Raw genomic sequence first — 25,842 nt, forward strand, 5'->3', positions numbered from 1 at the left:
TGAGCATGTGAGGAATAACACTTACTTCCCCCTCAAAAGCAGCATTCACCTCTGCTATCAAAAAGTTTTTTAATGTGACGCTACCAAAAATTGCAGGCTCACTTGTATCCAGAATTACGGATAATTTTCAGATGTTGAAGCCTGCATTTTCAAGTTGAACGGGTATAATTAACTTTTAAAGTTAATTGTTGAGCGTTTTAAACCACCCTAACAGACCCTGGCAGGGGTGAGGGCTAACCGCTTGTGAATAGCTCACTGTTTCGACAATGGGTTTAGCATTCGAAGTTACATGGTTTTTTCTGGCAATCTTGCCTAGCACGGGTTAGCCTTTGTGTAATGTGATACTGTACAATGAAAAAAGAGAAAGCAATTAAAGAGCCGACAACTTCGGCTCTTTAATTCTTAATATTTTGGGTTAATTAGATTAGATAAAACTATGTTAAATTTTTACATAAAAATGTTTCTTATAGGGTGTTTATTAACATCTGTCAGTCATGCTGCGAGCGCGGATGTGGGCCGAGAACGGTGGATTGAGAACTTAAATCGAATGGCCGATCCCGTTTTAGTTTCTCTTAGTGAAGAAACTCTCAAAAAGTCTATACCAAATATACAGGGACCGTTTAAGAAAGGTTATGGCGTTCGAAGCAAGTTTGCTCCACTAGAGGCATTTGGCCGTCTGATGGCAGGTATGGCACCATGGCTAGAACTAGGGCCTGACGATACCGAAGAAGGCAAGCTAAGGGAAAAATATATTCTTCTTGCACATAAGGCAGTTAGTAATGCTGTAAACCCTCAATCACCTGATTATATGAATTTTGATTTTGATAAGCAGCCACTGGTAGATTCGGCCTATCTAGCCCAGGCATTCCTGCGTGCACCAAAACAACTATGGCAGCGTTTGCCTGAGCAAGATAAGCAGAATGTCATTGTCGCAATGCGTAAGGTTAATAACATTGTAGATACGTCTTATAGTAACTGGCTGCTATTTGGAGCAATGGTAGAGACGTTCTTACTCGAAGTTACGGGGGAAGCTCAGGTAGCCCGGATAGAGTTTGGTGTTGTAAAGCATATGGAATGGTATGTGGGAGATGGCTTTTATTCTGATGGCCCAGAATTCCACCGTGATTATTATAACTCTTATGTTATTCAACCCATGCTTATAGATATATTGACAGTACTTAAGAAACATGAACATTCATTGGGTAAAAAGTATTACGAAAAGGTACTGCAGAGATCGTCACGCTATGCTGCAGTGTTGGAACGTATGATTTCACCAGAAGGTACTTATCCAATTGTAGGTCGCTCATCTGTCTATCGTTTTAGTGCTTTCCAGAGCCTGGCTCAAATGGCCTTAATGAGGCAATTACCAAAAGACCTTCCAGAAGGACAGGTTCGTGCTGCCTTATCAGCCGTGATGGAACGTTTCTTTTCTGACTACCCCAAAAGCAATTTTGATAAAGAGGGTTGGTTGAAAATAGGCGTTATTGGAGAGCAGATAAATCAAGCTGAACCATATATATCATCAGGCAGTGTATATATGAACTCTCTTGGCTTTTTGGTTCTGGGCTTGCCGGCAGAACATAGTTTCTGGACTAGTAGGGCTAAGCCTTGGACTCAAAAACGGATCTGGGCTGGTGAACCTGATGTTATGCGGGATGGCTACTTTAGAGAGAAAAAATAACCTCGTTCTATAGTGTATTTGTCGTGACTTTGAAAGTCGTTTTTTTATTCTGGTTTGAACCTTTAGTCAGATTATAGTCATCACTGGGTGATCTGAATATGTGTAAAGGCATAGTATAGTTGGTGTAGACACTTTGCCGCCATTTATCGATGTTTATCCTTCTAACTTATTGATATATTAGGATTTAAGTGCATGGTAAGACCACGTATTAAACCACCCGAATCGCTAGTTAACGATGATTAGTCAATCACCCGAATAAAAAAGGCTCACATTTCTGTGAGCCTTTGTCGTATTTAGGAGGGTCCAAATCAATGGACTGCGTCATGGCTAATGTCAAGCAAGCGGTAAGTCTGCAACCACCTGGTTGAACGTGATACGAGCATTCTGAGCTTGCTCAGATAACTCGATTTTTTTCGCTTGTGCGGCACTAAGATTACTCTCGGCCTGCTCAAGTGCTTGTTGTAGGTTCTCTGGTAACTCGTGAGTTTCCATTTGTGCACCTTGTTCTAGCACATAAGCGCGAATTTCTTTCTTCACTGCGGCAAGTTCTGTGTAAGCAACACGCTCAAGTTCTGCAGCTTCTTGTGCTGCATCTCTTTCTTTCTCAAATTGAGCCAGTGCCATACCTTCTGCAGACCAAGGGTCCATATCTGGTAGTTCTTCGATATTGATCGTTGGCTCGATGTACGCGTCTTGATGGCGTAGATCGAGGCTCGTTGCACGAACCGCTGAAATCATCAGCATCACAGAGATCACCAGTAGCGGTAAGCCACCAACTATTGCTGCCGTTTGTAGCGTACTTAGACCACCCAAGAACATCAGAATCGTTGGCAAGAACGACAGTGTGAATGCCCAGAACATACGGTTCCAACGCATTGGCTCTTCGGTCACGTTATTTTGCACAACAGACGCTAGGATGTATGAGATTGAGTCAAATGTCGTTGCAGTGAAAATAATACACAGCAGCGTAAATACCGCGATAACTAGTGTACTCATTGGCAGTTGCGCAAGCATCGAGAAGATAGCTTTGGTAGCGCCTTCTGCATTCAAAATCGCTACTACATCTAGTTCACCAGAAAGTTGTAGTGATAGGCCATAGTTACCTAAGATCATGAAGAACAAGAAACAACCTAGAGAGCCAAAGAAAATTGAACCTGACACCATTTGTTTGATGGTTCTTCCGCGAGAGATACGCGCAACAAACAGGCCCATACTTGGTGCAAATACTAGCCACCATGCCCAGTAGAAAATGGTCCAGTCTTGTGGGAAGTGCGTGTTCTCAAAGGTACCGTAACCACCAAATGGTTCAGCCCACGTTGCCATCACGAAGAAGTTAGACAGTAGACGACCAATAGAGTCTAAGCCTGTTTCTAGCATGAAGATTGTTGGACCGGCGATCAGAACGAAAGTCAGTAAACCCATTGCACCCCAGAAATTGATGTTACTCAGGATCTTGATGCCTTTTTCCAAGCCAGCATAAGAAGAGTAAGCAAAAATTGCCGTACAAACTAAAAGTACCATTGCTTGCGTAAGGTTATTTTTAGGTAAGCCGAATAGGTGGTTCAGGCCTTCAGTGATGAGAGGTGCTGCTAAACCTAGTGTTGTCGCGGCGCCACCCAGTAGACCGAAAATGAATAGGATATCGACGATTTTTCCAGGTACGCCTTTACTGCGGTGTTCACCAAGAACAGGCATTAACGCGCTAGAAATTTTTAGAACTGGCTGTTTACGTACATAGAAGAGGTAAGCGATAGGAATCGCAGGGATCAGGTAGATAGACCACGCGATTGGTCCCCAGTGGAACAAACCGTAAGTTGCAGCCCAACGAACCGCTTCTTCACTGCCAGGTTCTAGTTGGAAAGGCGGTGATTGGTAGTAGTAAGCCCACTCAATACAGCCCCAGTACAAGATACTTGCACCGATACCGCCACAAAATAGCATTGCAGCCCATGATGCTGTTTTGAATTCAGGCTCTTCATCAGCTTCGCCCAGTTTAATTTGTCCCATATCACTGAACACAACGTAAACCATAAATGCACAGGCAGCGAGGCCTAGCGCAAGATATAAAAATCCAAGTTGGTCTGTCATGAATGTTTTCGCAACCGCAATCCAGTCTGCGCCCTGTGCAGGGAACAAAATGAGCGGGAAAACTATCGTGAGTAGGAGTGCAATCGCACCAAAGAAAGTAGGCTTATCAATAAGCTCAAAAGTGTTTTTCACGAGTATTATTCCATTAAAATGAGAGCGGAATTATGGAATGAACTCGTTTTTTAGACCAAATCGGGTCTGTTGTCGTGACGACAAATCGCTTTAATGCAGAGAGGAAGGTGCAGTAACAGGGGATAAAGTTAGATTAAAGCGAGTAGGATGCCACCAACGGTTGCCGCAGCGGATAAGTATTGCCCTGCTGAATAAGAACCATCGTCCTCTTCTTCAATCTTATCTGGGTGATCCATACCTAGAGCGCCATGAGCAAATGACTCAACCTTATCGGTAACGGTCGCGTTTTCAGCTTCGACCTTCTTGGCTTCTTTATCGATTTCTTTAAGTGCAGATAATAGGGCTTTGCCTTCATCAGAAAGCTTCACGGTATTTTGCTCAACCTTAAGCGGCGCAGGCTTTTCAGCTTCAGTGCTTTTAGCTTGTGCATTCATTTGCGAAGGTGAATACAGCTGAGTATTACTCGTTCCTACTGGCGTCATATCGCTCTCCTTACCTATCCTTAAATATAGTATCGGCAGAGGTGTGAAAAACTTGTGCAATTAATCATCGATAGTGATGTTTTTTATTCGCACATTACATTTTCGTCTGCTTGGTTAAATCGTCTATTTACTAAGCAAGTCTTGTGCCGATAAGAATGTTTGATTTAGATAGAGTTAGGATGAATGATGGGAACGTGATCAAGTTTTGACGATGGGCTAATTATCTAGGATTAGCCCATCGACTCTTTAGCTTAGAAGAGTGGATCAACAGACCTTACTCACACTCTAGGCTAGCGCTGCGTTTTGACAGGTGCTTGTATGCCGTCATTCGGTTCTCTTTCTTAACAAAGCGAGCCGGTGGAGAAAGCACTTTTAGTTGGTAGTCACTGCTATCCGATGAGATTTCTTCAACTGGACTGATGATGGCAATTCTCAAATCAGGGTTACGATGTAGAATTGATGCCGCCGTCCCTAAACCACCCTCGGTGTGGAACTTGCCAGCCACATGAATTACTTGTTTATCAGGGTTTGATGCTAGGTAATCCACAATCGACTCAGCCATGGTTTCATCCCAGGTTACCTGAGCGGCAAACTGTTTTTCTGTTTGCTCTGGCGTACCGTGGTGCATAGAAGCCATGAACTTTTCTTTGTAAGGGCTATCGCCAGTATTCACTTCGGCAGCAATCCATTGGCGTTGCTCGGTCGATAATTGGTCTAGGTAAGGCAATCCTTTACGGCCAATACACTGCGCGAATGGCTTTGGTGCATTTGCCGCAATAACATCGACGTCGTTGGCTTTTGCGAACTCAACTAACGCGCGGTAATCACTTTCGTAATTTGGCCAAGCTGCCGCTTGAGACATGAGAATTTGTTCGCCAATTTCGCCGTTTAAGTATTGGTCAAGTGTGGCTTGGTGCTCTCGAGTGAATTGTTCCATTGAAAGCGCAATGTTTGATGTTGCGTTGCGGCGCGCTTTTAAGAAGTCGGTTTGGAAGCGGTGAATGGCAGAATGCGTGTGCCATTCGCCAATTAGTACCACATCAGCGTCAATCAGCTGCTCGGGTAATGCATCGAGAGAAAGTGTTTCGCCTTGTGGAGAAGCGAACTGGTAGTCATAGAATGTGGAAACGGATTCCGTTTGAGCCACTTTTTGAGAAGTGTCTTTTGCAGGTTGACTAGCACAAGCCGTGAGAAGAGTAGCTAATCCGATAAGAATAATACGTTGCATGAAATGCCTCCTTGAAGAACACGCATACTAAAGGAGGCAAGATAAGATTTCAATGCAAACGATAATCAATATCAATTAAATTTGTTTGCGGTACACTCGTAGCATAAAGTCAGCTTCACAGTTGAATTGCTCTGCCTCGGTGAGTTGTTGTTTAAACTCTTCACTCGCCTTCCAAGCAAACGGCGTCATCTGTAGCAGGTCGAATGCATCTGACCCCGATAGTTCCATCATATAGTTTAGTTGCTCTTGGTGCTCAAGCGTAAAACCTTCGATCACTTCTGGATTTTCATCGTGCAAACGAACGCCATCATAAATTACATCACGCAGTTGATACAGGTGTCGGCTAGCTGGTGTCACGGTGATCACCACACCATTATCTTTGATGGTGCGTTGTAACTCTTCAGCCTTGCAAGGCGCATAAATGCGTAGAATGCCGTCTAAGCTGCTTTCAGCAAAGGGTAGGCGATGACTTGATGCAACTGAGAAGTCGACAGCAGGGTAGCGTTTAGCGGCGTATTTGATAGCAATCTTAGAAATGTCTAGGCCAAAAGTCGCACCATTCTTTTCTTGAAGATTCACAGCAATTTCGTTGGTGTAATACCCTTCGCCACAACCAATATCCAATAGGCTAGGTGCCTCAGCTGGTAGATAGCGAGAACACAATGTCACCACCGCATGGCGCATTGGGTCATAGTGGTTACCTTCAAGGAAACGACGACGTGCCTGCATCATCTCTTTGTTGTCACCTGGATCTTTTGAGCGTTTGTGGTGCGCAGGCATCAAATTGACATAGCCTTCTTTCGCTAGGTCGAACTGATGGTTCTTTTCACACTTAAACGTACGATCGTTTTGAGATAAAGGTTGGTGACACAAAGGGCATTGGTAAGTCATTGCGAACTCGAGGTAGAAATTTCAAGTCCAAAATTTTAACAGGAAGCATAGTGGGGCGCTAGAATAAACGCAGCTGTGTTGGTTAACGGCAATCCGAGAGTAGATAGAACCAGTCAGTGAAGAGATAGAGCCAACGAATGGTTGGCTCTATTAGTTATGAGCGAGTCGCTGATAAAACAGAGAACTCAGCTTTTAGCTAAAGAAGTTAACTTGATTCTTCAACGATTCCGCTTGTTTCTGAAGTTCATCAGCACTGTGTGAGGTCTTAGCGCTGGTTTCACGGCTTTGTTGGTTCAAGTCGCTGATCGCATGCGCGTTCGCTGCTATCTCTTGAGAAACCTGAGCTTGCTCTTCTGATGTCGCAGCAATGGTTTCAGCTTGAGAAGCAATAGATTCAACTTGAGAAGCAATCGACTCTAGTGCGGTGCCTGCTTCTTGCGCTTTATCAAGTACTTGGTTGGCATTCGATTGGCTTTGGGTCATCAGGTTCACGGCATTGTTAGTGGAAGATTTCAACTTCTCGATGATGCTCACTACGTCTTGTACTGACGTTTGTGTACGATGAGCCAATGTTCTTACTTCGTCAGCGACCACGGCAAAACCACGACCCTGATCCCCCGCTCGCGCTGCTTCTATTGCAGCGTTCAACGCAAGTAAGTTGGTTTGTTCTGCGATGTCATCAATCATCTTGGTGACGGTTTGAATGCTTTCGCTATCAGAACTCACTTGCTCGATGGCCGATGCTGATTTGTCTAATTGATCATTTAGCTGGGCAACATCAATACACACACCTTCAACGACTTCTAAACCTTTCTGGCTGTCTTCATTTGCAAGGCGAACATTTTCAGCAATGCTATTCACTTGCTGCGCTACAGATTCTGCCGAGGTAGCCATCTCTTCAATAGCGGTAACGACTTGCTCAACCTGTGCTTGCTGGCGGTCAGATTGGCTCAGATTGTGGCTAGCATCCTGTGACACACTGCTAGAGCTGTTTTGTACTTGATCACTGGTCGTACGAATTTCTCCAACGAGTGTATTCAATTGAGCAGCCATATTCGCAACGCCGGTATTTAGGTTGCTGATTTCATTCTTAGTCTGTTTGCCGTTGTTTGGAATATGTAAGCTGACTTCGCCTTTTCCTAAGCGCATCATGTATTCGTTTAAAGTCGTTAACGGCGTCAACGTACGGTTCAATACGAGCGTTAATACGACGATGGTAGCGGCGGCAATCAAGGTCGCGATTATCGCGATAAGTTTCAGCAGTTCGTCGCTGCTTTTAGTGACTTCATTAATAAATGTGCCGCCAAGTAGTTTCCAATTCCACCCCGGGACTTCGGTATAGACGAGGTATTTTTCGCCCACTGTTCCTTGATACTCAAAAGGGTAGAGAATCAAGCCGGATGGCTGCTCAAAGAGCTGATAGAAAGGTTTGTTACCGTCGTAGTCGGCAACATCCACAATAGATTTATCACCTCCAGCATTAGTAGGGTGCAGTAAGTACTGGCCTTGATGCTCTTCTTCATTGTCAACGATGATGGTATAGCCAGTATAGCCCCATGAGACAGAACGCAATGACTCGAACAGGTTTTGTGTCGCCTCTTCTACGGGTAGACCAATGAAAGAGACACCGTTAACTTTGCCTTGTGCATTCGTTAAAGGCGCGTAGTAGGTAATGTAGCGTTGGCCGAAGAGCTTCACTTGCGCGTAATAAGCTTCGCCATTTTTGAGTTTGTTATAGCCAGGATGATCCTTGCCTAACGTTGTGGCAACAACACGTTCCCCTGACGGTTTTTTAAGAGAAGTAGACACGCGAATAAAGTCATCGCCAAATGGGGCAAATAGGGTTGCTACAGCGCCGGTGTCGCGAGTAAAGCTATCAACGAGTTTAGTGTCGTTGATTAGGCTCTCACCATATTGAGTCAGGTTAGGAATGGAATGACCGTTGAACTCAACGTCGTAATTCTCAACATAAACACCTGCTAGGTAACCGTTACGAAAGGTGGATTCTAAAACTTTGGCGGTATGCAGGTAGGCATCGAATTGGCCAGATATGGTTTTGGCCATCGCTTCTACTTTGGATTGGTGTTCCCTTAACGTGTTGTCTAATAATACTTGTGAGGCATTGCGATACACGATCGTTGCGATAGAGCCAAAGGCGATAAGTAAGCACAGCAAAATGACCAACTTAAGTTGGAAGCCAACACTTTGATTTTTGTATTTCTCGAACATGAATTCATTATCCTGTCTTCATTGAGGTGTTGTTAAGTGGTTTTAGATAAGTTTGTTATTGAGCCTCCTATCATAAGAACTTATTCATAGGCAGTAATTGATAAGAATTAATGAATTGATAGTTATATTTATAAATTATGGCGTATGAGATATGAAATGAAATTTGGAATGTATTAAATCTGAGTAGGTAAGCTTTGTCTGCGTTAACTTACAAACTGGTCATGGGAATAGAGATAGAGATAGAGAGGGTTAGGGGCAATAAAAATGCAGCTCATGGGCTGCATTTTCGTATCTAACTGGCGTAGCTTTAAGTTTATTTCGAAGCAATCACTGTAATCAGCTGGTGGCTTTCGCTAGGCTGTAACGTTTTGCCTGCTTCTAGGCTTGGTGCGTGCAGTGTTGACTCGACACACATCATGGTTAGATAACCGTCGTCTTGCATGTCGCCCATACTTGCAGCCCCTTCCGCCCACGGGTTCCAAAGTACCGCAGAGTTATGACCGTGGTTTTCAACCGTTAGTGTGCGATCCAGCTTTTTGTCAGCAACAAAGATTTGCGTTTCTGGTTGCGTGTAAACGCGGTCAATCGTGTCAGTCAGTACCAGTTCAGCACCACCTTGGCAGATCTTGCCACCTTGTAGGCTATCAATGTACTCAGCACCCATACCCGTTGTGGTTGTGTTGTGAATATCGCCAACGTTTAGGTAAGTGTGCAGTGCACCAGAGAAAGTCCATGGCTGAGAATCAGTGTTCTTCACGTCCAGCGTTACTTTTAGCTGCTCGCCGATCTCAACATTCAAACGTGCATCAAACTGATGAGGCCATACTGCTAGCGTCTCTTCGCTTGGCTTCAGACCTAAGCTAACAATCACGCCAGCTTCGCTTTCACGGTGCTCAACCAATTGCCATTCGCTTGAACGTGCAAAACCATGTGCTGGGGCTGCAATGCGACCAAACCAAGGCCAACATACTGGAATACCACCACGCAGAGCCGTTTTGCCATCGAATTTAGCTTGTTGGCTCATCCAAATTAGGTCTTCTTGACCTTGCGGTTGGAATGACACGACATGACCACCAAACAACGAAATCGCTGCGTTTGCTTTATCGTGGATAACACGAACTAGTTTTACACCTTCGTGCTCAACGATAGTGACGTTGTCAGAAAGTACCGACAGTGCAGGTAGAGTAGATAAATCCATTACATGATCCTTCTAAGGAAATTGAATTCAAATGCTGACTAGAGTGATGCTTGATTTTTCATGAGTAACAAGCAGAGTCAGTATTAGAATTGAATTTTACGTGTGGGCTATCTTGATGAGCTTAGACAGACGCGGTTTAAAAGATAGCAGGTATTAAAAAGGCGACACTAAGGTCGCCTTTTTCAAAGTCTGCTCAAAACAGTCTTCGCTAATGCTTATCTAAAGCTATTTCTAAAAAGAAATTACTTAGAGATGTGAGCGATTAGGTCTAGAACTTTGTTTGAGTAACCGATTTCGTTGTCGTACCAAGATACAACTTTAACGAATTTGTCAGTTAGAGCAACACCAGCTTTAGCATCGAATACTGAAGTTTGAACTTCACCGATGAAATCTTGTGATACTACTTGGTCTTCAGTGTAACCAAGAACGCCAGCCATTTCGCCTTCAGAAGCTTCTTTCATTGCAGCACAAATTTCTTCGTAAGATGCAGCTTCTTTTAGGTTAACAGTTAGGTCAACTACAGATACGTTAGCAGTTGGTACACGGAAAGCCATACCAGTTAGAAGGCCGTTTAGTTCTGGAAGAACAACGCCTACAGCTTTAGCAGCACCAGTTGAAGATGGGATGATGTTTTGAGAAGCACCACGGCCACCGCGCCAGTCTTTAGCAGAAGGGCCATCTACAGTTTTTTGAGTTGCTGTAGTAGCGTGAACTGTAGTCATAAGACCAGACTCAATGCCCCACTTATCGTTAAGTACTTTAGCGATAGGTGCAAGACAGTTAGTAGTACAAGAAGCGTTAGAAACGATGTCTTGACCAGCGTAAGATGCTTGGTTAACGCCCATTACGAACATTGGAGTTGCATCTTTAGAAGGACCAGTAAGAACTACTTTCTTAGCGCCAGCAGTGATGTGCTTACGTGCAGTCTCGTCAGTTAGGAAAAGACCAGTTGCTTCAGCAACTACGTCTACTTCGATAGCATCCCACTTAAGGTCTTCTGGGTTACGCTCAGCTGTAACACGTACAGTTTTACCGTTAACGATTAGGTTACCGCCTTCAACTTCAACAGTACCGTTGAAACGGCCGTGAGTTGAGTCGTACTTAAGCATGTATGCCATGTACTCTACGTCGATTAGATCGTTAATACCTACTACTTCGATGTCTGCACGCTCTTGAGCTGCGCGGAATACGAAACGGCCGATACGGCCAAAACCGTTAATACCTACTTTGATAGTCATTGTAGTTGCTCCACAACTTAATTTCTGATTAAAGATAACTGGTAGTAAAATTACAGAATCCAGTATACATCTGCAATAGATAATCCGACTTAACTTGTTTAATGTCAAAAAAAAGCGACGCTTTTCTTAACAATTGGGTGTAAGTGGTTGAAAATTGACCATTGCGAGTGGCTCTGTACCCTTCCAGTTGGGTAAAATACCTCTAAATGATGATTCACTTATGAGTGTATATGTACAATGTTTCCTGGTGAGAAAGTATGTGCTACAAAACGACTCATATGCAAGCCTTTATAGAAAAAAGTAAATATAATAACTGATAATGTGGAGAGATATTAACGTGATTCAAAAGGGAGGAAATATGATAAAGCCTGATGAATACTGGCGTGAACGCCTAACGGACGATGAATTTTCTGTGTGTCGTCAACGTGGTACCGAAGCCCCATATAGCGGTAAGTTACTGCACAACCATAAGACGGGTGTCTATAGCTGCACATGCTGTGAAAGCCCTTTGTTTCTGTCGGATAACAAATATGATTCAGGGTGCGGTTGGCCAAGCTTTGATGCCCCAGTGAATGATGAAGCAGTACGCTATATAGAAGATCTAAGTCACGGAATGAAGCGTGTAGAGATCCGTTGTACCGCTTGTGATAGCCATTTAGGTCACGTTTTTCCTGATGGTCCGAAGACAACCGGTGAACGGTTCTGTGTTAATTCTGTGTCGTTAATTTTCAACAAAAATGACGAAACTACCAAATAACTTGTCACAATTGTCTAATCCTTACAGGCGTATTTGTTGATTGAGTGGTACTGAACTGCCCAGTAGCTCAGTATTTCAGAGTTATTTCTAGCACAAACGAAAACAGCTACCATCATGGTAGCTGTTTTTTTGAAAGCTCGTGAATAGAACGTTTGGACTAGAAAACGGGAACAGTGCGATCAGTAACGAGGGACGATTGAAGAGCTGTAAACCTCATCTTCAATAGCTTCTACTATATTGTCCGCGTCTTGATTCAGTTGTTCGTATGTTGACTCATCGAAACGGTACAACACGGTAAGTTCTGCTTCCGAAGCAATAGGTACATCAAACTCTTTCGCTACCATGGCCCACACGTACGCCTTTTCCATATGCCCAAGGCTGTGGTTGATACTCGCCATCGATTTGAAGATCTCGGTGTTGACCTTCGAACCATTAGAAAGCGTTAACGCATTGTTGAGTAGCTTAAGCGTCTTTTCATGGTCACGGGTAGTATAAAAAGTGGCTAGCGCATATTGCATCTCTGCTGTGTTTAATGCTTCTGTCCCTTCTAATTGCAGGAAACTGCGTCTTGCGTTGGTATCCCCAGTTTGTGACCACATAAAATAAAGCGTTTCCGGGGTATTTGATCGCGAGAGTTCGTTAACAATACGTTCAGACTCTTCGATACTATTCATTAAGGAGATGAAGCGACGTTCTTGAAGTTTGGATTGATCAATCGTTTCGATCTGTGCAGCAAGCTCTAGACACTTTTTGTAAGCAGAGACTAATTCGAATTCTTTAATCTTATTGGTATCGCTGGGGTTTTCTTTTGCTTCAAATCGATGCCAGACGAGGTCGGTACGTGCGACACGGCACTGTCCGTCGTTCATATTTAACTTTTCACACTGAAGCCACGGGTTGCTTTCGCACAATTGAGCGGTATTTTTGTTCCCGTCAAAACACCCAACCAGAGTGAAAGGCAATAGGCTTAGTACCAACCATTTCATAATTTTCATATTCCTTCACTTGTGATCAAATACACTTATTTTCAGTCAGGTTCTTGACTCAATTCTGATACGGGTTATTTTCTGGTGAAAATTGTTAAAACTAAGGCCTTACCATGGATGCAGAACAACTTCTTAGCGCAATGACCCCCGAGGTCTACGAACGTTTAAACTATGCAGTTGAAACGGGGAAATGGCCAGAAGGAACGGCGCTCTCTAAAGAGCAGCGCGACTCGTGTATGCAGGCGGTTATGTTGTATCAATCGAAACATAACTCTGAAGCTCAACATATGACAATTGCAGCCGGCGGAGAAATTAGCTTTAAATCAAAGTCTGAACTAAAGAAGCAGTTTAAGTCCGACCAAGAAGATATTGTTAGAGTTAATCCTAATCATTAGGCTTAAATTACAACAAAGGGGTGGCACTGTGCCACCCCTTTTTGACTGTTAAGCTGTTTATTTATAAACAATAATACGATTTAGTTCAGGTTTACGTGAGGGGCTTGATTAAAGGTAAGCCCTCGGCTAAACGAATCGCAGGATAGGCTTATAAGCTCATCTCACCGCGTAACACTTGTTGCATTTGAGCCTTCACTTCTTCGTAGCTTAAATCTTGGCTCAATAGATAATGTAATTTCGCCAGTGCTGCTTCTGGTGTCATATCGTAACCACTGATAACGCCCGATTCTGCTAGTGCACAACCCGTCGCGTAACCACCCATGTTGACTTTACCTGCCAAACACTGAGTTAGGTTCACCACAATCACACCTCGTTCTGAGGCATCTTTTAAGTGTTGAAGTAGTTCTTGATTTTGCGGTGCGTTACCAACACCAAAAGTAAGCAGAATCATTGCATTTACAGGCTGTAGTAGCGTGTTGCGAATCACCTCATGCGAGATTCCTGGGTACATTGTAATTACACCGATGGGTTGCGGAGTAATGTTATGAACCTTGAAAGCACCTTCAGGTTGTTCGTTTACCTTAACGTTATTGCTGATCTGGATATTGATACCCGCTTCTAGCAATGGAGTTAGGTTTGGAGAGGTAAACGCATTGAAGCCATCAGCGTGTGATTTTGTACTGCGGTTACCGCGCATCAACTTGTTGTTGAAGAACAGTGTCACTTCGTTGATCGGATAGTTCGCTGCAATGTGCAGAGCATTAAGCAGGTTTGCTTGTCCGTCTGAACGTAATTCTGCTAATGGGATCTGAGAGCCCGTAACAATCACAGGTTTGCCGAGGTTTTCTAACATGAATGACAGAGCTGAGGCGGTGTAAGCCATAGTGTCTGTACCGTGCAGGATAACGAAACCATCGTACTTATCGTAGTTCGCGCGAATATCATCAGCGATAGTCTGCCAATCAAGTGGCGTCATATCTGAAGAGTCCATTAATGGAGAGTATTCATGAATGGTGTACTCAGGCATTTCTGGGCGATGGAATTCAGGCATGCCAGCTAGCTGCTTATCCATAAAACCTGCGACTGGGACATAGCCGTGGTCCAAAGACTTCTGCATGCCAATTGTGCCGCCGGTATACGCGATATAGATGTGTTTTCTTTCCATGGCGATTAATACTTAGTGTGATATAGGGAACAGGGGGGCGATTATAGCGAATTATCATGCAATAAAAAGAGGCGCCTCACACAGAGGCGCCTCTTGATAACAAAGCGTTGAGCTTATCTTATTGAACTTGGCAGTTTAAGCAAAAAGCATATCGACCTTGTGGGTCGTTAAAGTTACCTAACAGTTGGCTATCTTGAGCTAACTGTTGAGTAACAGGCTGTAAACTGCTTGGAATCATTGACTGAATATCAAGGCCTATCGACATCTGAACTTGGTTCATAAATTCTTGAATAAATAGTTCAGTGGCTGAAAGATGCTCTTCTACCCAGTAAATGTTGTAGGTTTCAAGCTCTGCAAGTGAAGCCGCAGCTGTAATCGCATCATCAAAATCACCAATTTCATCGACTAGACCTTTCTCGATTGCATCTTGGCCTGTCCATACTCGGCCTTGAGCAATCTTGTCGACAGCATCGACTTCCATGCCACGGTTTTCTCCAACTAGGCTGATGAATCGGCGGTAACCGTTTTCAATGCCCATTTGGAACGCATCTTTCGCGCCGTCGCTAAGCCCTGTTGTAACACCAAGGCCAGAGAAAGGCGACGTACCAACGCCATCAGTGTAAACACCAATATCGTTCAAGCCTTTCTCAAAGGTCGTGATAACACTGAAGATACCGATCGAGCCTGTTAGTGTGGTTGGTTGAGCCAAAATCTTGTCTGCGCCCATCGAGATCCAATAACCACCCGAAGCGGCAAGGCTAGACATAGAAACCACAACAGGTTTACCTGCTTGCTTGATCGCTTCTATTTCATTGCGGATAACTTCTGAAGCAAACGCGCTACCACCTGGGCTGTCTACACGAAGTACAACCGCTTTTACTTTGTCGTCGTTGCGCGCTTGGCGAAGTAGTGCGGCCGTGGTATCACCACCAACGGTGCCACGTGGCTGTTTGCCATCCATAATTGCGCCGCTAGCAACAATTACAGCGACATCGTGCGATTCACTTGTTAGGTCCGGAAGCATAGTTGTACGGTACTCGTAGTACCCCAACGCGTTATAGCTGTCTTGACCGTCACTGCCGAAGACGTCTGCGAGCTCTAGACGAACTTGTTGGCGAGTTGCCAGTTCGTCAACTAAACCAAGCTTCTCTGCCAGTTTTGCTATATCGCCATCAACCGACTCAAGGTCTTTTAAGAAAGAGTCCATGCTTGGGTTCAAGGTTTTAGCATCGATCTGGCGGTTGTTGCTTACGTCATCAACGTATGCTCCCCACAGTTGACCTAACCAACGAGAAGCTGACTCTTTCGCTGCGTCTGACATATCGTCGCGAATGAAAGGTTCGATTGCAGACTTATAAGTACCGACGCGGAATACATGTGTATTTACGTCAAGCTTCTCTAATAACGTTTTGTAGAATAGCGAGTAAGCACTGTAGCCTTTAAGAAGAACCCCACCATCTGGTGATAGGAAGACTTTAGTTGCGTAGCTGGCTAGGTAGTATTGGCTTTGGTTGTAAAAGTCACCCACCGCATAAATTGGTTTGCCAGTTGCTTTGAACTCGTTGAGCGCTTTAGCAATGTAGCGAAGCTTGGTCAGATTGGTTTCTGGCAGTTCTTTGAGTGCTAAAACGATACCAGTTACCTTGTCATCGTCTTTGGCGTAGCGAATCGTTTCAACAATATCAAACAGGACATTTTCTTTTGGAAGGTCTTTGCCAAGCAGTGAACCCGTGACCGAATCCATCGGATTGATATAGCGACTTTGCTCCACGATAGGGCCAGACAGGTTAAGTACTAAAGCCGATTCCTGTGGAACAGTGGGTTGAGTTGTGTCTGAGTGGAAGTATACAAAGTAGATGATGGCGATACTGAGTAAAAAGAAAAGGTTAACCAGCGCAAGACGCACAAACGTGATGAGCTTCCAAATCCCTTTAAAGATCATGCCTATAAATTTGAATATTTTTTTCATTCTGTCTCCGCAGTGAGATCACGTCGCTTTAACAAGCTGTAGTACCATTAATCTCAATAATATGAACTGCTTGATATCCTACGATAATTCCCTAGCTCAAACTACACCAAGAATTGCTAATCGATATATATTCTCATTAAGTGTAGTCATATTAGGGGTTTCTGAACGATTAATACGTCCTGCATTATGATCGGTGTTACAAAAATGTAAACGGTTGTTTGAACTTTTGGTGATTGAGTTATATTGTGGTCTGACCACAAGGATATAATAATAGAAGTGATGTCTGCCATGTACCCACATTTACTCGAACCACTCGATCTTGGATTTACTCAGTTACGTAACCGTGTATTGATGGGATCAATGCACACGGGTTTAGAAGAAAATAAAGAAGGCCTCCACAAGCTTGCCGCGTTTTATGAAGAGCGAGCAAAAGGAGGCGTTGGCCTTATTGTTACCGGTGGTTTCTCTCCTAATTTACGTGGCAGATTGACCCCATTTAGTGCTGAGTTCAGTAAAGTTAAGCACGCTAAAGCTCACCAAGTTGTTACCGAGGCCGTGCATAAGCATGGAGGTAAAATTGCCCTTCAGTTGCTACATGCTGGCCGCTATGCCATGCACCCATTCGCGCAAAGTGCTTCGGGCATCAAAGCGCCAATCGCTAAGTTTGCACCGAGTGAGATGAGCCCTCGTCAAATTAAAAAGACCATCGGTGCTTTTGCCAACAGTGCAGAGCTAGCTCAGGTTGCTGGCTATGACGGCATAGAGATCATGGGCTCCGAAGGTTACTTGATTAACCAATTTATCTGTAAACGTACCAACATGCGTTATGACGAATGGGGCGGTTCTTATGAGAAGCGTATGCGTTTCCCGCTAGAGATCGTTAAATCGATTCGCGAAGCGGTGGGTAAAGATTTCATCATTATTTTCCGTTTATCGATGCTGGATTTGGTTGAGCAAGGCAGCACATTCGAAGATGTTGTACTTCTGGCTCAGAAGCTAGAAGAAGCGGGCGTGACCATTATTAATACCGGTATTGGTTGGCATGAAGCTCGTGTCCCAACTATTGCGACACAAGTTCCAAGAGGGGCATTCTCTTGGGTGACGGAAAAAGTAAAACCATACGTGTCGATCCCAGTGGTGACGTGTAACCGAATCAACACGCCAGAAGAGGCCGAACGTATCCTCAGTTCAGGACAGGCCGACATGGTATCAATGGCTCGTCCATTCTTGGCTGACCCTGACTTTGTTAATAAAGCCGCTCAAGACCAAGCGCAGTTCATTAACACCTGTATCGGTTGTAACCAAGCGTGTCTTGATAACGTATTCAAAGGCAAACGAGCGAGCTGCTTGGTGAACCCTCGCGCTTGTTACGAAACTGAAATTGTTGTGCAACCCGCTCAAGCAACCAAAACCATTGCCGTCGTCGGTGCTGGGCCAGCAGGTTTAGCTTGTGCAACAACGTTGGCACAGCGTGGGCATAAGGTTGATCTGATAGAGAAAAATGACCGCATCGGTGGACAATTTAGATTGGCAATGCAGATTCCGGGTAAAGAAGAGTTCAGAGAAACGATTCGTTACTTTGCTAACCAAATAGATGCATCAGGCGTGAACTTAAAACTGGATACTGAAGCGACGTTTGAGATGTTGTTGAAGTACGATGAAGTCGTGATGGCTGCTGGTGTTGAACCCAGAAAGCTTGATATTGAAGGGATAGATCAAGAAAACGTAGTCGACTACCAAACCTTGATTCGTGAAAAGACACCAGTAGGCGAAAAAGTCGCGATTGTTGGTGCCGGTGGTATTGGTATTGATGTGGCAACTATGCTGACAGAGCCGACTTCTCATAGCTTGGACGACTGGCTGCATGAGTGGGGCATTGATAAGAATATGGAGCACCCAGGTGGACTTTATCCTTACCCTGATTCGTTCAGTGATAAAACGGTTTGGGTGATGCAGCGTAAAGCGGGGCGTGTCGGTAAAGGCCCGGGTAAGACTACAGGTTGGATTCATAAACGCACATTAGAAAAACGTGGTGTGAACTTACTTGGTGGCGTGAGCTACAACAAGATTGACGACCAAGGTCTACATATCAGCGTTGGTAAGAAAGATCAGGTACTCGATGCCGATTCCGTTATCGTGTGTGCGGGTCAGGTTTCAGTTCGTCCATTCGAAGACATGTGGCAAGAGTTTGGTGGCAAACTACACGTGATAGGCGGTGCCGATTACGCAGGTGAACTGGATGCCGTGCGTGCGATTCGACAAGGTGTTGAGCTGGCGATTAAGCTCTAACAACAAACAGAATGTTCTCGTTTGATAAGTTTGAGTCAGAAAGTTCAATAAGCTGAACTAGACGGGTAACTAAGCTTGGACTAGACAGATAAATAAGGCTCCTAAGTCATAGATTTAGGAGCCTTTATTGTTTCCAGTGTTGTTTGAACTATTGTGTCAATTGGACAGCCGTTGAGATTTATTATCGTTTGTATTCTGTGCTACAGTTCAACTATACAAACAATAAAAATTAGTAAGGACTTCAAATGGATGCTTTGGATCTATTGCTCAACAGACGCTCTATCGCAAAACTCTCTGATCCGGCACCTGAAGGTGTAGCGTTAGAAAACATCATCAAAGCGGGTTTACGAGCTCCAGACCATGGCGCACTGACACCATGGCGCTTTGTTATCGCACAAGGTTCAGGGCTACAGAAACTCTCAGACATCTTGGTTCGTGCTGCCGAAGCGGATAAAAGCGAAGAAGCGGTTATCGAGAAAGTAAAAAAAGCGCCGTTTCGAGCTCCAATGGTGATCACTATCATCGCAAAGGTAACTGAGCACGAAAAAGTGCCAGCATTCGAACAACACCTTTCTGCGGGTTGTGCTGCGCAAGCAATGCAAATGGCAGCCGTCGCTCAAGGTTTCCAAGGTTTTTGGCGTTCAGGTAAATGGATGTTCCACCCTGAAGTGCACCAAGCTTTCGGCCTAGAAGGCGACGATGAAATTGTTGGCTTCCTATACCTAGGTACTCCGGGCTGTACGCCAATGAAAGTACCAGAGCGTGACTTCTCAAAGTTCGTCGAGTTCTTATAGATCTCGTCAGGAAAATAGCTATACAACGAATTGTTGAATGTTAACTGTATAAACAACCAGTTTTCCTTGATTTATTAGGGCCACATTAGATAATGTGGCCCTAATTGTTTGTAGCATCTGGAAAAACATGTCTCGTCTTATTATTGCTGAAAAACCAAGCCTCGGCCGTGCGATCGCCGCTGCATTGCCTAATCCACAGAAGAAAGACCAAGGGTTTATCAAATGTGGCAATGGGGATGTGGTGACTTGGTGTATTGGACACTTATTGGAGCAAGTTGAGCCGGACGCTTATGACGACCGTTATAAGAAGTGGAACCTAGCCGATCTCCCTATTGTGCCAGAGCAATGGCAGCTAAGACCACGCAAGACTTCCAGCAAACAGCTTACGGTGATCCGAAAGCTATTGAAGGACGCGACCCAAATTGTCCATGCGGGAGACCCGGATAGAGAAGGGCAGTTGCTGGTTGATGAAGTGATCGATTACTGCAAGGTGTCTAAGGCCAAGAAAGAGTCGATGGACAGGCTGCTGATCAGCGATTTGAACTTACCAGCGGTGAAGCGTGCGCTCTCACAGATGCGCAGTAACCGAGATTTTATTCCACTGTCTATTTCTGCATTGGCGCGCTCTAGAGCCGATTGGCTGTATGGCATGAACATGACCCGAGCTTACACCTTGCTTGGTCAAAAGGCGGGTTACCAAGGCGTGTTGTCGGTAGGGCGAGTGCAAACGCCAGTACTTGGTTTGGTCGTAAGGCGTGATGAAGAGATCGAAAACTTCATTCCGAAAGATTATTTTACTCTGCATGCGCTGATCCCTTATCAAAACAACGGCCAGAGCTTTGATATTCGAGCACGTTGGAAACCAAGCGAAGCATGTAAACCTTGGCAAGATGAAGAAGGCCGCGTACTCAATCGAAAGCTGGTTGAGAATGTCGCTAACCGAATTGCTAATCAGCCTGCAACGGTGACGGAATCAGAGCAAAAGCAAAGCAAACAAGCGGCACCACTCCCTTATTCGCTGTCAGCTCTGCAGATTGATGCGTCTAAGCGTTTTGGTATGAGCGCTCAACAGGTACTCGACACTTGTCAGTCATTGTATGAGAAACACAAACTCATCACTTACCCACGTTCTGATAGCCGCTATCTACCTAAAGATCATTATTCGCAACGAGAGTCGGTAGTCGATGCTATCGCCAATAATGCGAAAGAGCTGCAAAGTGGTGCGCAAGGCGCGGATCTTTCTCTTAAATCCAAAGCATGGAACGACAGTAAGGTCGATGCTCACCACGCGATAATCCCAACGCCGAAGAAATCAGCGGTGAATGGCCTATCTGCTAATGAGATGAAAATCTATCAGCAAATTGCCCGCCAATATCTGATGCAGTTCTACCCACCGGCTGTTTTTGCGGATGCTAAGTTGGTTTTTGATATCGCTGGTGGTGTGTTCATCGCGAAAGGGCGTCAGCTTATCAACCCAGGCTGGAAAGTGTTGATGGGCAAAACGGACACCGAAGATAAAGGTGATGGTACTGACACTGTTCCACCGCTAGATAAAGGGACTGTGCTCACCTGTCGTGAAGGCGTGATTGGCGATAAGAAAACCGAGCCACCAAAACACTTTACCGAAGCGACCTTGTTACAAGCGATGACCGGTATTGCACGCTTTGTGGCAAATAAAGACCTCAAAGCTATCTTGAAAGAGACTGATGGCCTCGGCACAGAAGCAACCCGTGCGGGGATTCTCGATACTCTGTTCAAGAGACAACTGTTAACGCGACAGGGTAAAAGCATTCACAGTAGCCCGGCGGGAAGAGGATTGATTAATGCCTTACCTGAGGACTCGACCTTTCCCGATATGACCGCTCACTGGGAGCATCAGTTGCAAGGTATGGCTGAACGAAACCAAGCGTATCAACCCTTCATGCAAGAACTAGAAAGCAAGATTGATGGCTTGATGGGCAAGGTAAAAACAGGTGAAGTTCCTGAATCTCTGCGTCATCTTCCTAAAGTCGAAAGGCCTGCTTTTAAACGTCGTAAAGGCGGTGGTGCGAAGTCTTATGCCAAGAAAGGTACCTATGCTAAGAAAGGCGCTAAAAGCTAGGAACTGAGAGTAAATGGCTGATTCTTTGCCAAAATGGAATTAACGTCCGACCTTGCGTCCGCAGCGCTTAAACAGCTGCTGCCAATAGTCCACATGGCGGCGAGTGGATGATCGAAAGGCTTGATGCGCTTCTTTGATGGGAAAGTAATAACTGTGTAGCTCAGGCTGTGCGTCAAACATAGCAAGTTGCGGGGCTAGCTGCTGATAGTAGCCATCCAATTGCGCCATGTAAGGCTGAATCTTGTCAATGTATTGCTGTTCGAACACATTGTTAAGGTAACGAAACTTAGTCGTGTCTCGCTGCTCACCACAAATTATGTTGGCGTCAAAAGTTGAGAGTTGTTTGGTAATGGTATCAAGCTCAACAGAGGCACGAGATAGTGAGTAGTACAAATCCCCAAGCGTCGAACTCTTCTCTAATCCTTCTTGAACTTCAGTAGTCTTGCCGGAAACGAGCGGTGTGTTTAACGCTCGGTTTATATGCTCTAGGGCGTCCCTTGTCTGTCGGACTTGTTCGCCGATATCAGCACGCAACCACTGACTTCCACGCATTTGAGACTGCATCGCTTCACTGGCATAAATGAGATTCCATTGGTGCAGTGGAAATTGTGCGAGCTTCTGCTGCTCGATTTCTCTGAGTAATTCTACAATCTCAGGATCTAATTCGTTATTAGATAAACATTGACCAATACCTTCCAGTAAAGCGACTTGATAATCGTAATTTCTGAACTCGTCGGCGACTTTTCCAAGTACAGAGTTTCTTTCTGCAATCAGGTTGAATAATCCGCATTGTCGAAGTTGATAGCTGTCGATAAGCCCGATAGAGAGCGAAGGAACTTCAATAAACAGTTCTCGTTTTCTCGGTAAGCTGTCGAGCTCCCAGTCTTCCTGTATCTCGTCAGCATCTTGCACGTTGGCTATATTGGCCTGATAGTCGTCGAAATAGTTCTGTGGGCTGTTATCGAAACATCCAGCTAGCACCATTGTTAGACACAAAAGTGTTGAACGTACGATTGAGCTTGAGATAGCGCGACGACCCATGTGACGGCTACCAGTCTATTTCGCTACCATCGAAATTAAAGAAGTGACCACTCACTTCAGTATTCGATGACTCTATTACAGTCACAAGGCCTTGAGCCGAAGTCTCTGTATCAATAAGAGCATTAGGTCCGCCCATTTCGGTCTGTACCCAGCCTGGATGCAGAGCTAATACCGTAAAGCCATTATCGGTCAAGTCGTTGCTTAAACTCTTCACAACGGAGTTAAGAGCCGCTTTAGAGGAACGATAGATGTAGCCTCCGCCTGATGTGTTTTCAGACATGCTACCCACTCTAGATGAAAGACAGGCGATCTTTTTTATTGAGCTCTTTGTTAGCAGAGGCAGCAAGGATTCAACGAGTTTAAGAGGAGCGATGGTGTTGATTTCGAAAACGCGACGCCACTCTTCTACATCGGTATTGCCTAACCCGTAACCTTTCGGGCCATAGTAGCCAGCGTTGTTGATGAGAATATCGATGGATTCAAGTTTTGAAGGAAGTTCATTGACCGATTGATAGTCCGTGATGTCGAGCTGTATGCACGAAAGGTTGTTGTTTTCGTTTGCTAGAGCAAGTAACTCTTGTGCTGTGGAAGCATCGCGATAAGTGGCATAAACGGTGTGGCAATCATTGACGTAGTGTCGGGCGAGGCTTAGACCAATACCTCGGTTCGCACCAGTGATAAAAATAACGCTCATGGTGATTCCTTTTCAGTTCAATTAGTTAAGTTTGATGGCTTAACACGAGAAAATCAACGGTCCACCAACTGGCCATTAGCATTCCTACAAAAATCATTACTGCAGCCATCGAGCCACAGATCACACCACAGATGAGTATTACGTTTTTCATTGTTGTCTCTGGAATTAAATGAAAGTAATGATAACTATTATCATTAATTAAGGTTGTCGCCAAGTCTGAGACTGTTATGATTTTGAGATTGATACGTAATACGCCCGATCTATGACTCCTTTAATTTACCATCCAATTTATTCTCAGTTGCCTTTACCAGAAGGGCATCGTTATCCAATCAATAAATATCAACTGTTGCACAGTGCTGTGAAGCACCACATGGATAGCGATCCAAAATGGGGTAATGCATTCGAAATGTTCCAGCCAATGCCTGTTTCGGTAGAACAAGTAAAGCAGGTACACGATGGTGAATATGTCGATTTGCTAGTTTCTGGAAATTTGCCAGCAGCAAAAATGAGACGTATCGGCTTTCCGTGGAGTGAACAGCTTATAGAAAGGACACTCTATTCAAGTGGTGGAACCTGCTTGGCCGCTGAAATGGCCATCGAGAGTGGTTTAGCGATTCATCTCAGCGGTGGCTATCATCATGCGCACCGAGATTTTGGCAGTGGCTTCTGTTTGTTGAATGATCTGGTCTTGTCGGCCAAGCACGCATTAACCTTTGAGCATATAGATAAAGTGCTGATCGTCGACAGTGATGTTCACCATGGCGATGGTACAGCGACACTTTGCCAAGAGAGCGATGAGATTATTACTTTGTCATTCCACTGCGATAAGAACTTCCCTGCGCGTAAACCGTTATCTGATTTAGATGTGCCATTAAGTCGTGAAACAGAAGATGAAGAGTTCTTACGTTGTTTTGAACAAGTCACCAAGTTGGCGATTGCGCATCACCAACCTGATCTGATTATTTATGACGCGGGGATCGACATCCATCAAGACGATGAACTGGGTTATTTGAATGTTTCGACAAAAGGGATATTTGAACGCGACTGTTTCATGATTGAATTAGCGAAATCAGAGTCTATTCCGATGGCATGCGTAGTCGGTGGTGGATATCGAACTCAACATCAAGATTTGGTGCCGATTCACATGCAGCTGTTAAAAGCGGCTTATCATGTTTACGGTTAACCTCTCAAATTGGCGACTGATAGCTCATTGAAATGATGGTGTGAAATAAGGTCTCTTGCACCATAAAAGACACGCTTGCACCATTATGATTCATATAAAGTACTTTTTTATTAATTAGTTACGTATTTGTGTGATTAATTGTGGTCTGTAAATTGCTTTACCCATGTGTCTATAAAAACACAAGGGATAAAAATGAACCTGACGGACAAGGAACGTAGTTGGCTTAATTGGTTTGGCGCAACAGGAAAACTGGCTATGCGCAGAGCTTGTTTCCTCAATCGAAGTAGGACGGAGGAGCTTGAACAAGCTTTTGAAAGTATTGCTCACACGCGAGTTCAACTTCTGCATAATTGGGTCAAGAATCAATGGGATTTTTTAGAAGACTCTGCGGTTTATTTAGCAAGTCGAACGGAAGAACAAGCTCAGGGGACGTTAGCTAGCCTTCTTAAACGCAGTACGGATTTTTCTGAGTTGGCGATCGTCGATGCCAAGGGGGTCGCACAAGCATCGAGTTATCATGAACATATTGGGGTTACTCTTGGAGACAAGAAGGCTTTAGTTGAAGGGGCTTCAAAGCGTTATCTTCATGGGCCGTATATGGATCAACGCACGTTTAACGTAGGGGCGTCGAGTTCATCGTTTCATGATCAAGTAACGCTGATGTTTTATGTCCCCTTTTCTCGGGATGAAGGTGCCCAGCAATTCCTATGTGGTCGTGTTCCTAATGATGTTATTGGTGACATTATTCAAAGAGAAGCGGGGCATATTTATAGCGAGTCGGGTGATAACTATATCTTTATGGTCGACTCCATTCATGATCCTCATACTCAGCCGGGGGTTGCGCTCTCTCGTTCTCGCTTTGAAGATAATACCTTTTCACACGGCGAGAACTTAAAGCAAGGGATTCATACTGATTGGGGAACGGTTAAGATCCAGCAGCACACCGAATTTGAGATTCGCTTTACGGACCCAGCCACCAACCAGCTTCACCCAGGCGTAAGAGAAACCATTAAAAATGGCAGTAACCTGTTTATAGATTATCCCGGGTATTCCGACTATCGCCACATACCCGTTATTGGCAAAGGTATCACCTTTCAATTGGATGGTTCACCAGATACCTTTGGCATGATGTGTGAGTCCGATTTAGAAGAGGTCTACAGAGACCGAAGCCTAAGTTATACCTTATCTAAACACTTCATCAGCTGCATGCTACTGCCTCTATTTGTTCCATTATTGTTTGCCAACCTTTATACACTCACACCTTTTATGCACATTGGCATTATGTTTGATCTGCTCCAGTC

General features: G+C 44.6%; 20 protein-coding genes and 2 pseudogenes. 9 read left to right on the plus strand and 13 right to left on the minus strand.

All coding sequences use genetic code 11. The annotated features are described in order from the left end of the window. Both AB4589_RS09610 and AB4589_RS09615 read left to right on the plus strand, forming a co-directional pair. A pseudogene (locus AB4589_RS09610) lies at window positions 1–158 on the plus strand (IS630 family transposase); the annotation flags it as partial. Between the two features lie 278 nt (window positions 159–436). Further along, window positions 437–1,681, plus strand: a complete 1,245-nt coding sequence (locus AB4589_RS09615) for a DUF2264 domain-containing protein (protein WP_372100264.1) — start codon at window positions 437–439, stop codon at window positions 1,679–1,681. Between the two features lie 333 nt (window positions 1,682–2,014). Here the strand turns inward: AB4589_RS09615 and AB4589_RS09620 are convergent, their stop codons facing one another. From AB4589_RS09620 to gap, 7 genes are all read right to left on the minus strand, one after another. Then, a complete protein-coding gene (locus tag AB4589_RS09620; protein ID WP_372100266.1) occupies window positions 2,015–3,901 on the minus strand; it encodes a BCCT family transporter in 1,887 nt (628 codons plus the stop codon). 128 nt (window positions 3,902–4,029) lie between these two features. Further along, the gene (locus AB4589_RS09625; RefSeq protein WP_048611520.1) at window positions 4,030–4,383 is read right to left on the minus strand and encodes a hypothetical protein; all 354 of its coding nucleotides are present in this window, start codon (window positions 4,381–4,383) and stop codon (window positions 4,030–4,032) included. Window positions 4,384–4,657: 274 nt separating this feature from the next. Further along, the gene (locus tag AB4589_RS09630) at window positions 4,658–5,611 is read right to left on the minus strand and encodes a ChaN family lipoprotein (protein ID WP_372100268.1); all 954 of its coding nucleotides are present in this window, start codon (window positions 5,609–5,611) and stop codon (window positions 4,658–4,660) included. A gap of 75 nt (window positions 5,612–5,686) precedes the next feature. Further along, entirely contained in the window at window positions 5,687–6,502 is an 816-nt protein-coding gene (gene rlmA / locus AB4589_RS09635) for a 23S rRNA (guanine(745)-N(1))-methyltransferase (RefSeq protein WP_371701356.1), read from the minus strand. A 192-nt stretch (window positions 6,503–6,694) separates the two neighbouring features. Beyond that, window positions 6,695–8,731, minus strand: coding sequence for a methyl-accepting chemotaxis protein (locus tag AB4589_RS09640; RefSeq protein WP_372100271.1), 2,037 nt, complete (start codon window positions 8,729–8,731; stop codon window positions 6,695–6,697). 313 nt (window positions 8,732–9,044) lie between these two features. Beyond that, window positions 9,045–9,929 carry a D-hexose-6-phosphate mutarotase gene (locus AB4589_RS09645; protein ID WP_371701352.1) on the minus strand — a complete coding sequence of 295 codons (885 nt, stop codon included), beginning with the start codon at window positions 9,927–9,929 and terminating at the stop codon, window positions 9,045–9,047. 242 nt (window positions 9,930–10,171) lie between these two features. Continuing rightward, window positions 10,172–11,167 (minus strand): type I glyceraldehyde-3-phosphate dehydrogenase, encoded by a 996-nt coding sequence (gene gap / locus AB4589_RS09650; protein ID WP_009848658.1) that lies wholly within the window; start codon window positions 11,165–11,167, stop codon window positions 10,172–10,174. 358 nt (window positions 11,168–11,525) lie between these two features. On the opposite strand from gap, the gene msrB reads away from it, so the two are divergent. Further along, complete coding sequence (msrB, locus tag AB4589_RS09655; protein WP_009848657.1) at window positions 11,526–11,924, plus strand: peptide-methionine (R)-S-oxide reductase MsrB; 399 nt, start codon at window positions 11,526–11,528, stop codon at window positions 11,922–11,924. Between the two features lie 179 nt (window positions 11,925–12,103). On the opposite strand, the gene AB4589_RS09660 is transcribed toward msrB, so the two are convergent. After that, on the minus strand, window positions 12,104–12,910 hold the full coding sequence (locus AB4589_RS09660; RefSeq protein WP_372100273.1) for a DUF2989 domain-containing protein: 807 nt from the start codon (window positions 12,908–12,910) through the stop codon (window positions 12,104–12,106). A gap of 113 nt (window positions 12,911–13,023) precedes the next feature. Between AB4589_RS09660 and AB4589_RS09665 the strand changes: the two genes are divergently transcribed. Next, the gene (locus tag AB4589_RS09665) at window positions 13,024–13,305 is read left to right on the plus strand and encodes a YeaC family protein (RefSeq protein ID WP_009848655.1); all 282 of its coding nucleotides are present in this window, start codon (window positions 13,024–13,026) and stop codon (window positions 13,303–13,305) included. 148 nt (window positions 13,306–13,453) lie between these two features. Here the strand turns inward: AB4589_RS09665 and ansA are convergent, their stop codons facing one another. Together ansA and sppA are read right to left on the minus strand one after the other, a co-directional pair. Next, the gene (gene ansA, locus AB4589_RS09670) at window positions 13,454–14,470 is read right to left on the minus strand and encodes an asparaginase (protein ID WP_012603507.1); all 1,017 of its coding nucleotides are present in this window, start codon (window positions 14,468–14,470) and stop codon (window positions 13,454–13,456) included. A 118-nt stretch (window positions 14,471–14,588) separates the two neighbouring features. Beyond that, window positions 14,589–16,439, minus strand: coding sequence for a signal peptide peptidase SppA (gene sppA, locus AB4589_RS09675; protein ID WP_372100275.1), 1,851 nt, complete (start codon window positions 16,437–16,439; stop codon window positions 14,589–14,591). 279 nt (window positions 16,440–16,718) lie between these two features. Between sppA and AB4589_RS09680 the strand changes: the two genes are divergently transcribed. From AB4589_RS09680 to AB4589_RS09690, 3 genes are all read left to right on the plus strand, one after another. Further along, window positions 16,719–18,728 carry an NADPH-dependent 2,4-dienoyl-CoA reductase gene (locus AB4589_RS09680; RefSeq protein WP_029224084.1) on the plus strand — a complete coding sequence of 670 codons (2,010 nt, stop codon included), beginning with the start codon at window positions 16,719–16,721 and terminating at the stop codon, window positions 18,726–18,728. A 245-nt stretch (window positions 18,729–18,973) separates the two neighbouring features. Further along, on the plus strand, window positions 18,974–19,522 hold the full coding sequence (locus tag AB4589_RS09685; RefSeq protein WP_012603510.1) for an NAD(P)H nitroreductase: 549 nt from the start codon (window positions 18,974–18,976) through the stop codon (window positions 19,520–19,522). A 127-nt stretch (window positions 19,523–19,649) separates the two neighbouring features. After that, window positions 19,650–21,623, plus strand: a complete 1,974-nt coding sequence (locus AB4589_RS09690) for a DNA topoisomerase III (protein WP_372100276.1) — start codon at window positions 19,650–19,652, stop codon at window positions 21,621–21,623. A gap of 39 nt (window positions 21,624–21,662) precedes the next feature. On the opposite strand, the gene AB4589_RS09695 is transcribed toward AB4589_RS09690, so the two are convergent. From AB4589_RS09695 to AB4589_RS09705, 3 genes are read right to left on the minus strand one after another with little or no spacing between them, the layout of a single operon-like run. After that, on the minus strand, window positions 21,663–22,664 hold the full coding sequence (locus AB4589_RS09695; protein ID WP_372100278.1) for a DUF3080 domain-containing protein: 1,002 nt from the start codon (window positions 22,662–22,664) through the stop codon (window positions 21,663–21,665). 7 nt (window positions 22,665–22,671) lie between these two features. Continuing rightward, window positions 22,672–23,358, minus strand: a complete 687-nt coding sequence (locus tag AB4589_RS09700) for an SDR family oxidoreductase (protein ID WP_372100280.1) — start codon at window positions 23,356–23,358, stop codon at window positions 22,672–22,674. Window positions 23,359–23,383: 25 nt separating this feature from the next. Beyond that, complete coding sequence (locus AB4589_RS09705) at window positions 23,384–23,509, minus strand: hypothetical protein (protein ID WP_269146598.1); 126 nt, start codon at window positions 23,507–23,509, stop codon at window positions 23,384–23,386. A gap of 111 nt (window positions 23,510–23,620) precedes the next feature. Between AB4589_RS09705 and AB4589_RS09710 the strand changes: the two genes are divergently transcribed. Then, window positions 23,621–24,541: a histone deacetylase gene (locus AB4589_RS09710; protein WP_372100282.1), complete on the plus strand. Its 921-nt coding sequence runs from the start codon at window positions 23,621–23,623 to the stop codon at window positions 24,539–24,541. Window positions 24,542–24,733: 192 nt separating this feature from the next. Then, a pseudogene (locus AB4589_RS09715) lies at window positions 24,734–25,842 on the plus strand (methyl-accepting chemotaxis protein); the annotation flags it as partial.

It is taken from the genome of Vibrio sp. 10N.222.49.A3, assembly GCF_041475145.1.
GTDB classification, from domain to species: Bacteria; Pseudomonadota; Gammaproteobacteria; order Enterobacterales; family Vibrionaceae; genus Vibrio; species Vibrio tasmaniensis_A.

Coding starts and splice junctions, on each gene's coding strand:
- AB4589_RS09625 (WP_048611520.1), bottom strand. CDS start 4,383: ATGACGCCAGTAGGAACGAGTAATACTCAGCTGTATTCACCTTCGCAA.
- AB4589_RS09680 (WP_029224084.1), top strand. CDS start 16,719: ATGTCTGCCATGTACCCACATTTACTCGAACCACTCGATCTTGGATTT.
- AB4589_RS09690 (WP_372100276.1), top strand. CDS start 19,650: ATGTCTCGTCTTATTATTGCTGAAAAACCAAGCCTCGGCCGTGCGATC.
- AB4589_RS09695 (WP_372100278.1), bottom strand. CDS start 22,664: ATGGGTCGTCGCGCTATCTCAAGCTCAATCGTACGTTCAACACTTTTG.
- AB4589_RS09705 (WP_269146598.1), bottom strand. CDS start 23,509: ATGAAAAACGTAATACTCATCTGTGGTGTGATCTGTGGCTCGATGGCT.
- AB4589_RS09660 (WP_372100273.1), bottom strand. CDS start 12,910: ATGAAATGGTTGGTACTAAGCCTATTGCCTTTCACTCTGGTTGGGTGT.
- rlmA (WP_371701356.1), bottom strand. CDS start 6,502: ATGACTTACCAATGCCCTTTGTGTCACCAACCTTTATCTCAAAACGAT.
- AB4589_RS09685 (WP_012603510.1), top strand. CDS start 18,974: ATGGATGCTTTGGATCTATTGCTCAACAGACGCTCTATCGCAAAACTC.
- AB4589_RS09700 (WP_372100280.1), bottom strand. CDS start 23,358: ATGAGCGTTATTTTTATCACTGGTGCGAACCGAGGTATTGGTCTAAGC.
- AB4589_RS09710 (WP_372100282.1), top strand. CDS start 23,621: ATGACTCCTTTAATTTACCATCCAATTTATTCTCAGTTGCCTTTACCA.
- sppA (WP_372100275.1), bottom strand. CDS start 16,439: ATGAAAAAAATATTCAAATTTATAGGCATGATCTTTAAAGGGATTTGG.
- AB4589_RS09645 (WP_371701352.1), bottom strand. CDS start 9,929: ATGGATTTATCTACTCTACCTGCACTGTCGGTACTTTCTGACAACGTC.
- AB4589_RS09640 (WP_372100271.1), bottom strand. CDS start 8,731: ATGTTCGAGAAATACAAAAATCAAAGTGTTGGCTTCCAACTTAAGTTG.
- ansA (WP_012603507.1), bottom strand. CDS start 14,470: ATGGAAAGAAAACACATCTATATCGCGTATACCGGCGGCACAATTGGC.
- AB4589_RS09630 (WP_372100268.1), bottom strand. CDS start 5,611: ATGCAACGTATTATTCTTATCGGATTAGCTACTCTTCTCACGGCTTGT.
- AB4589_RS09665 (WP_009848655.1), top strand. CDS start 13,024: ATGGATGCAGAACAACTTCTTAGCGCAATGACCCCCGAGGTCTACGAA.
- gap (WP_009848658.1), bottom strand. CDS start 11,167: ATGACTATCAAAGTAGGTATTAACGGTTTTGGCCGTATCGGCCGTTTC.
- msrB (WP_009848657.1), top strand. CDS start 11,526: ATGATAAAGCCTGATGAATACTGGCGTGAACGCCTAACGGACGATGAA.
- AB4589_RS09615 (WP_372100264.1), top strand. CDS start 437: ATGTTAAATTTTTACATAAAAATGTTTCTTATAGGGTGTTTATTAACA.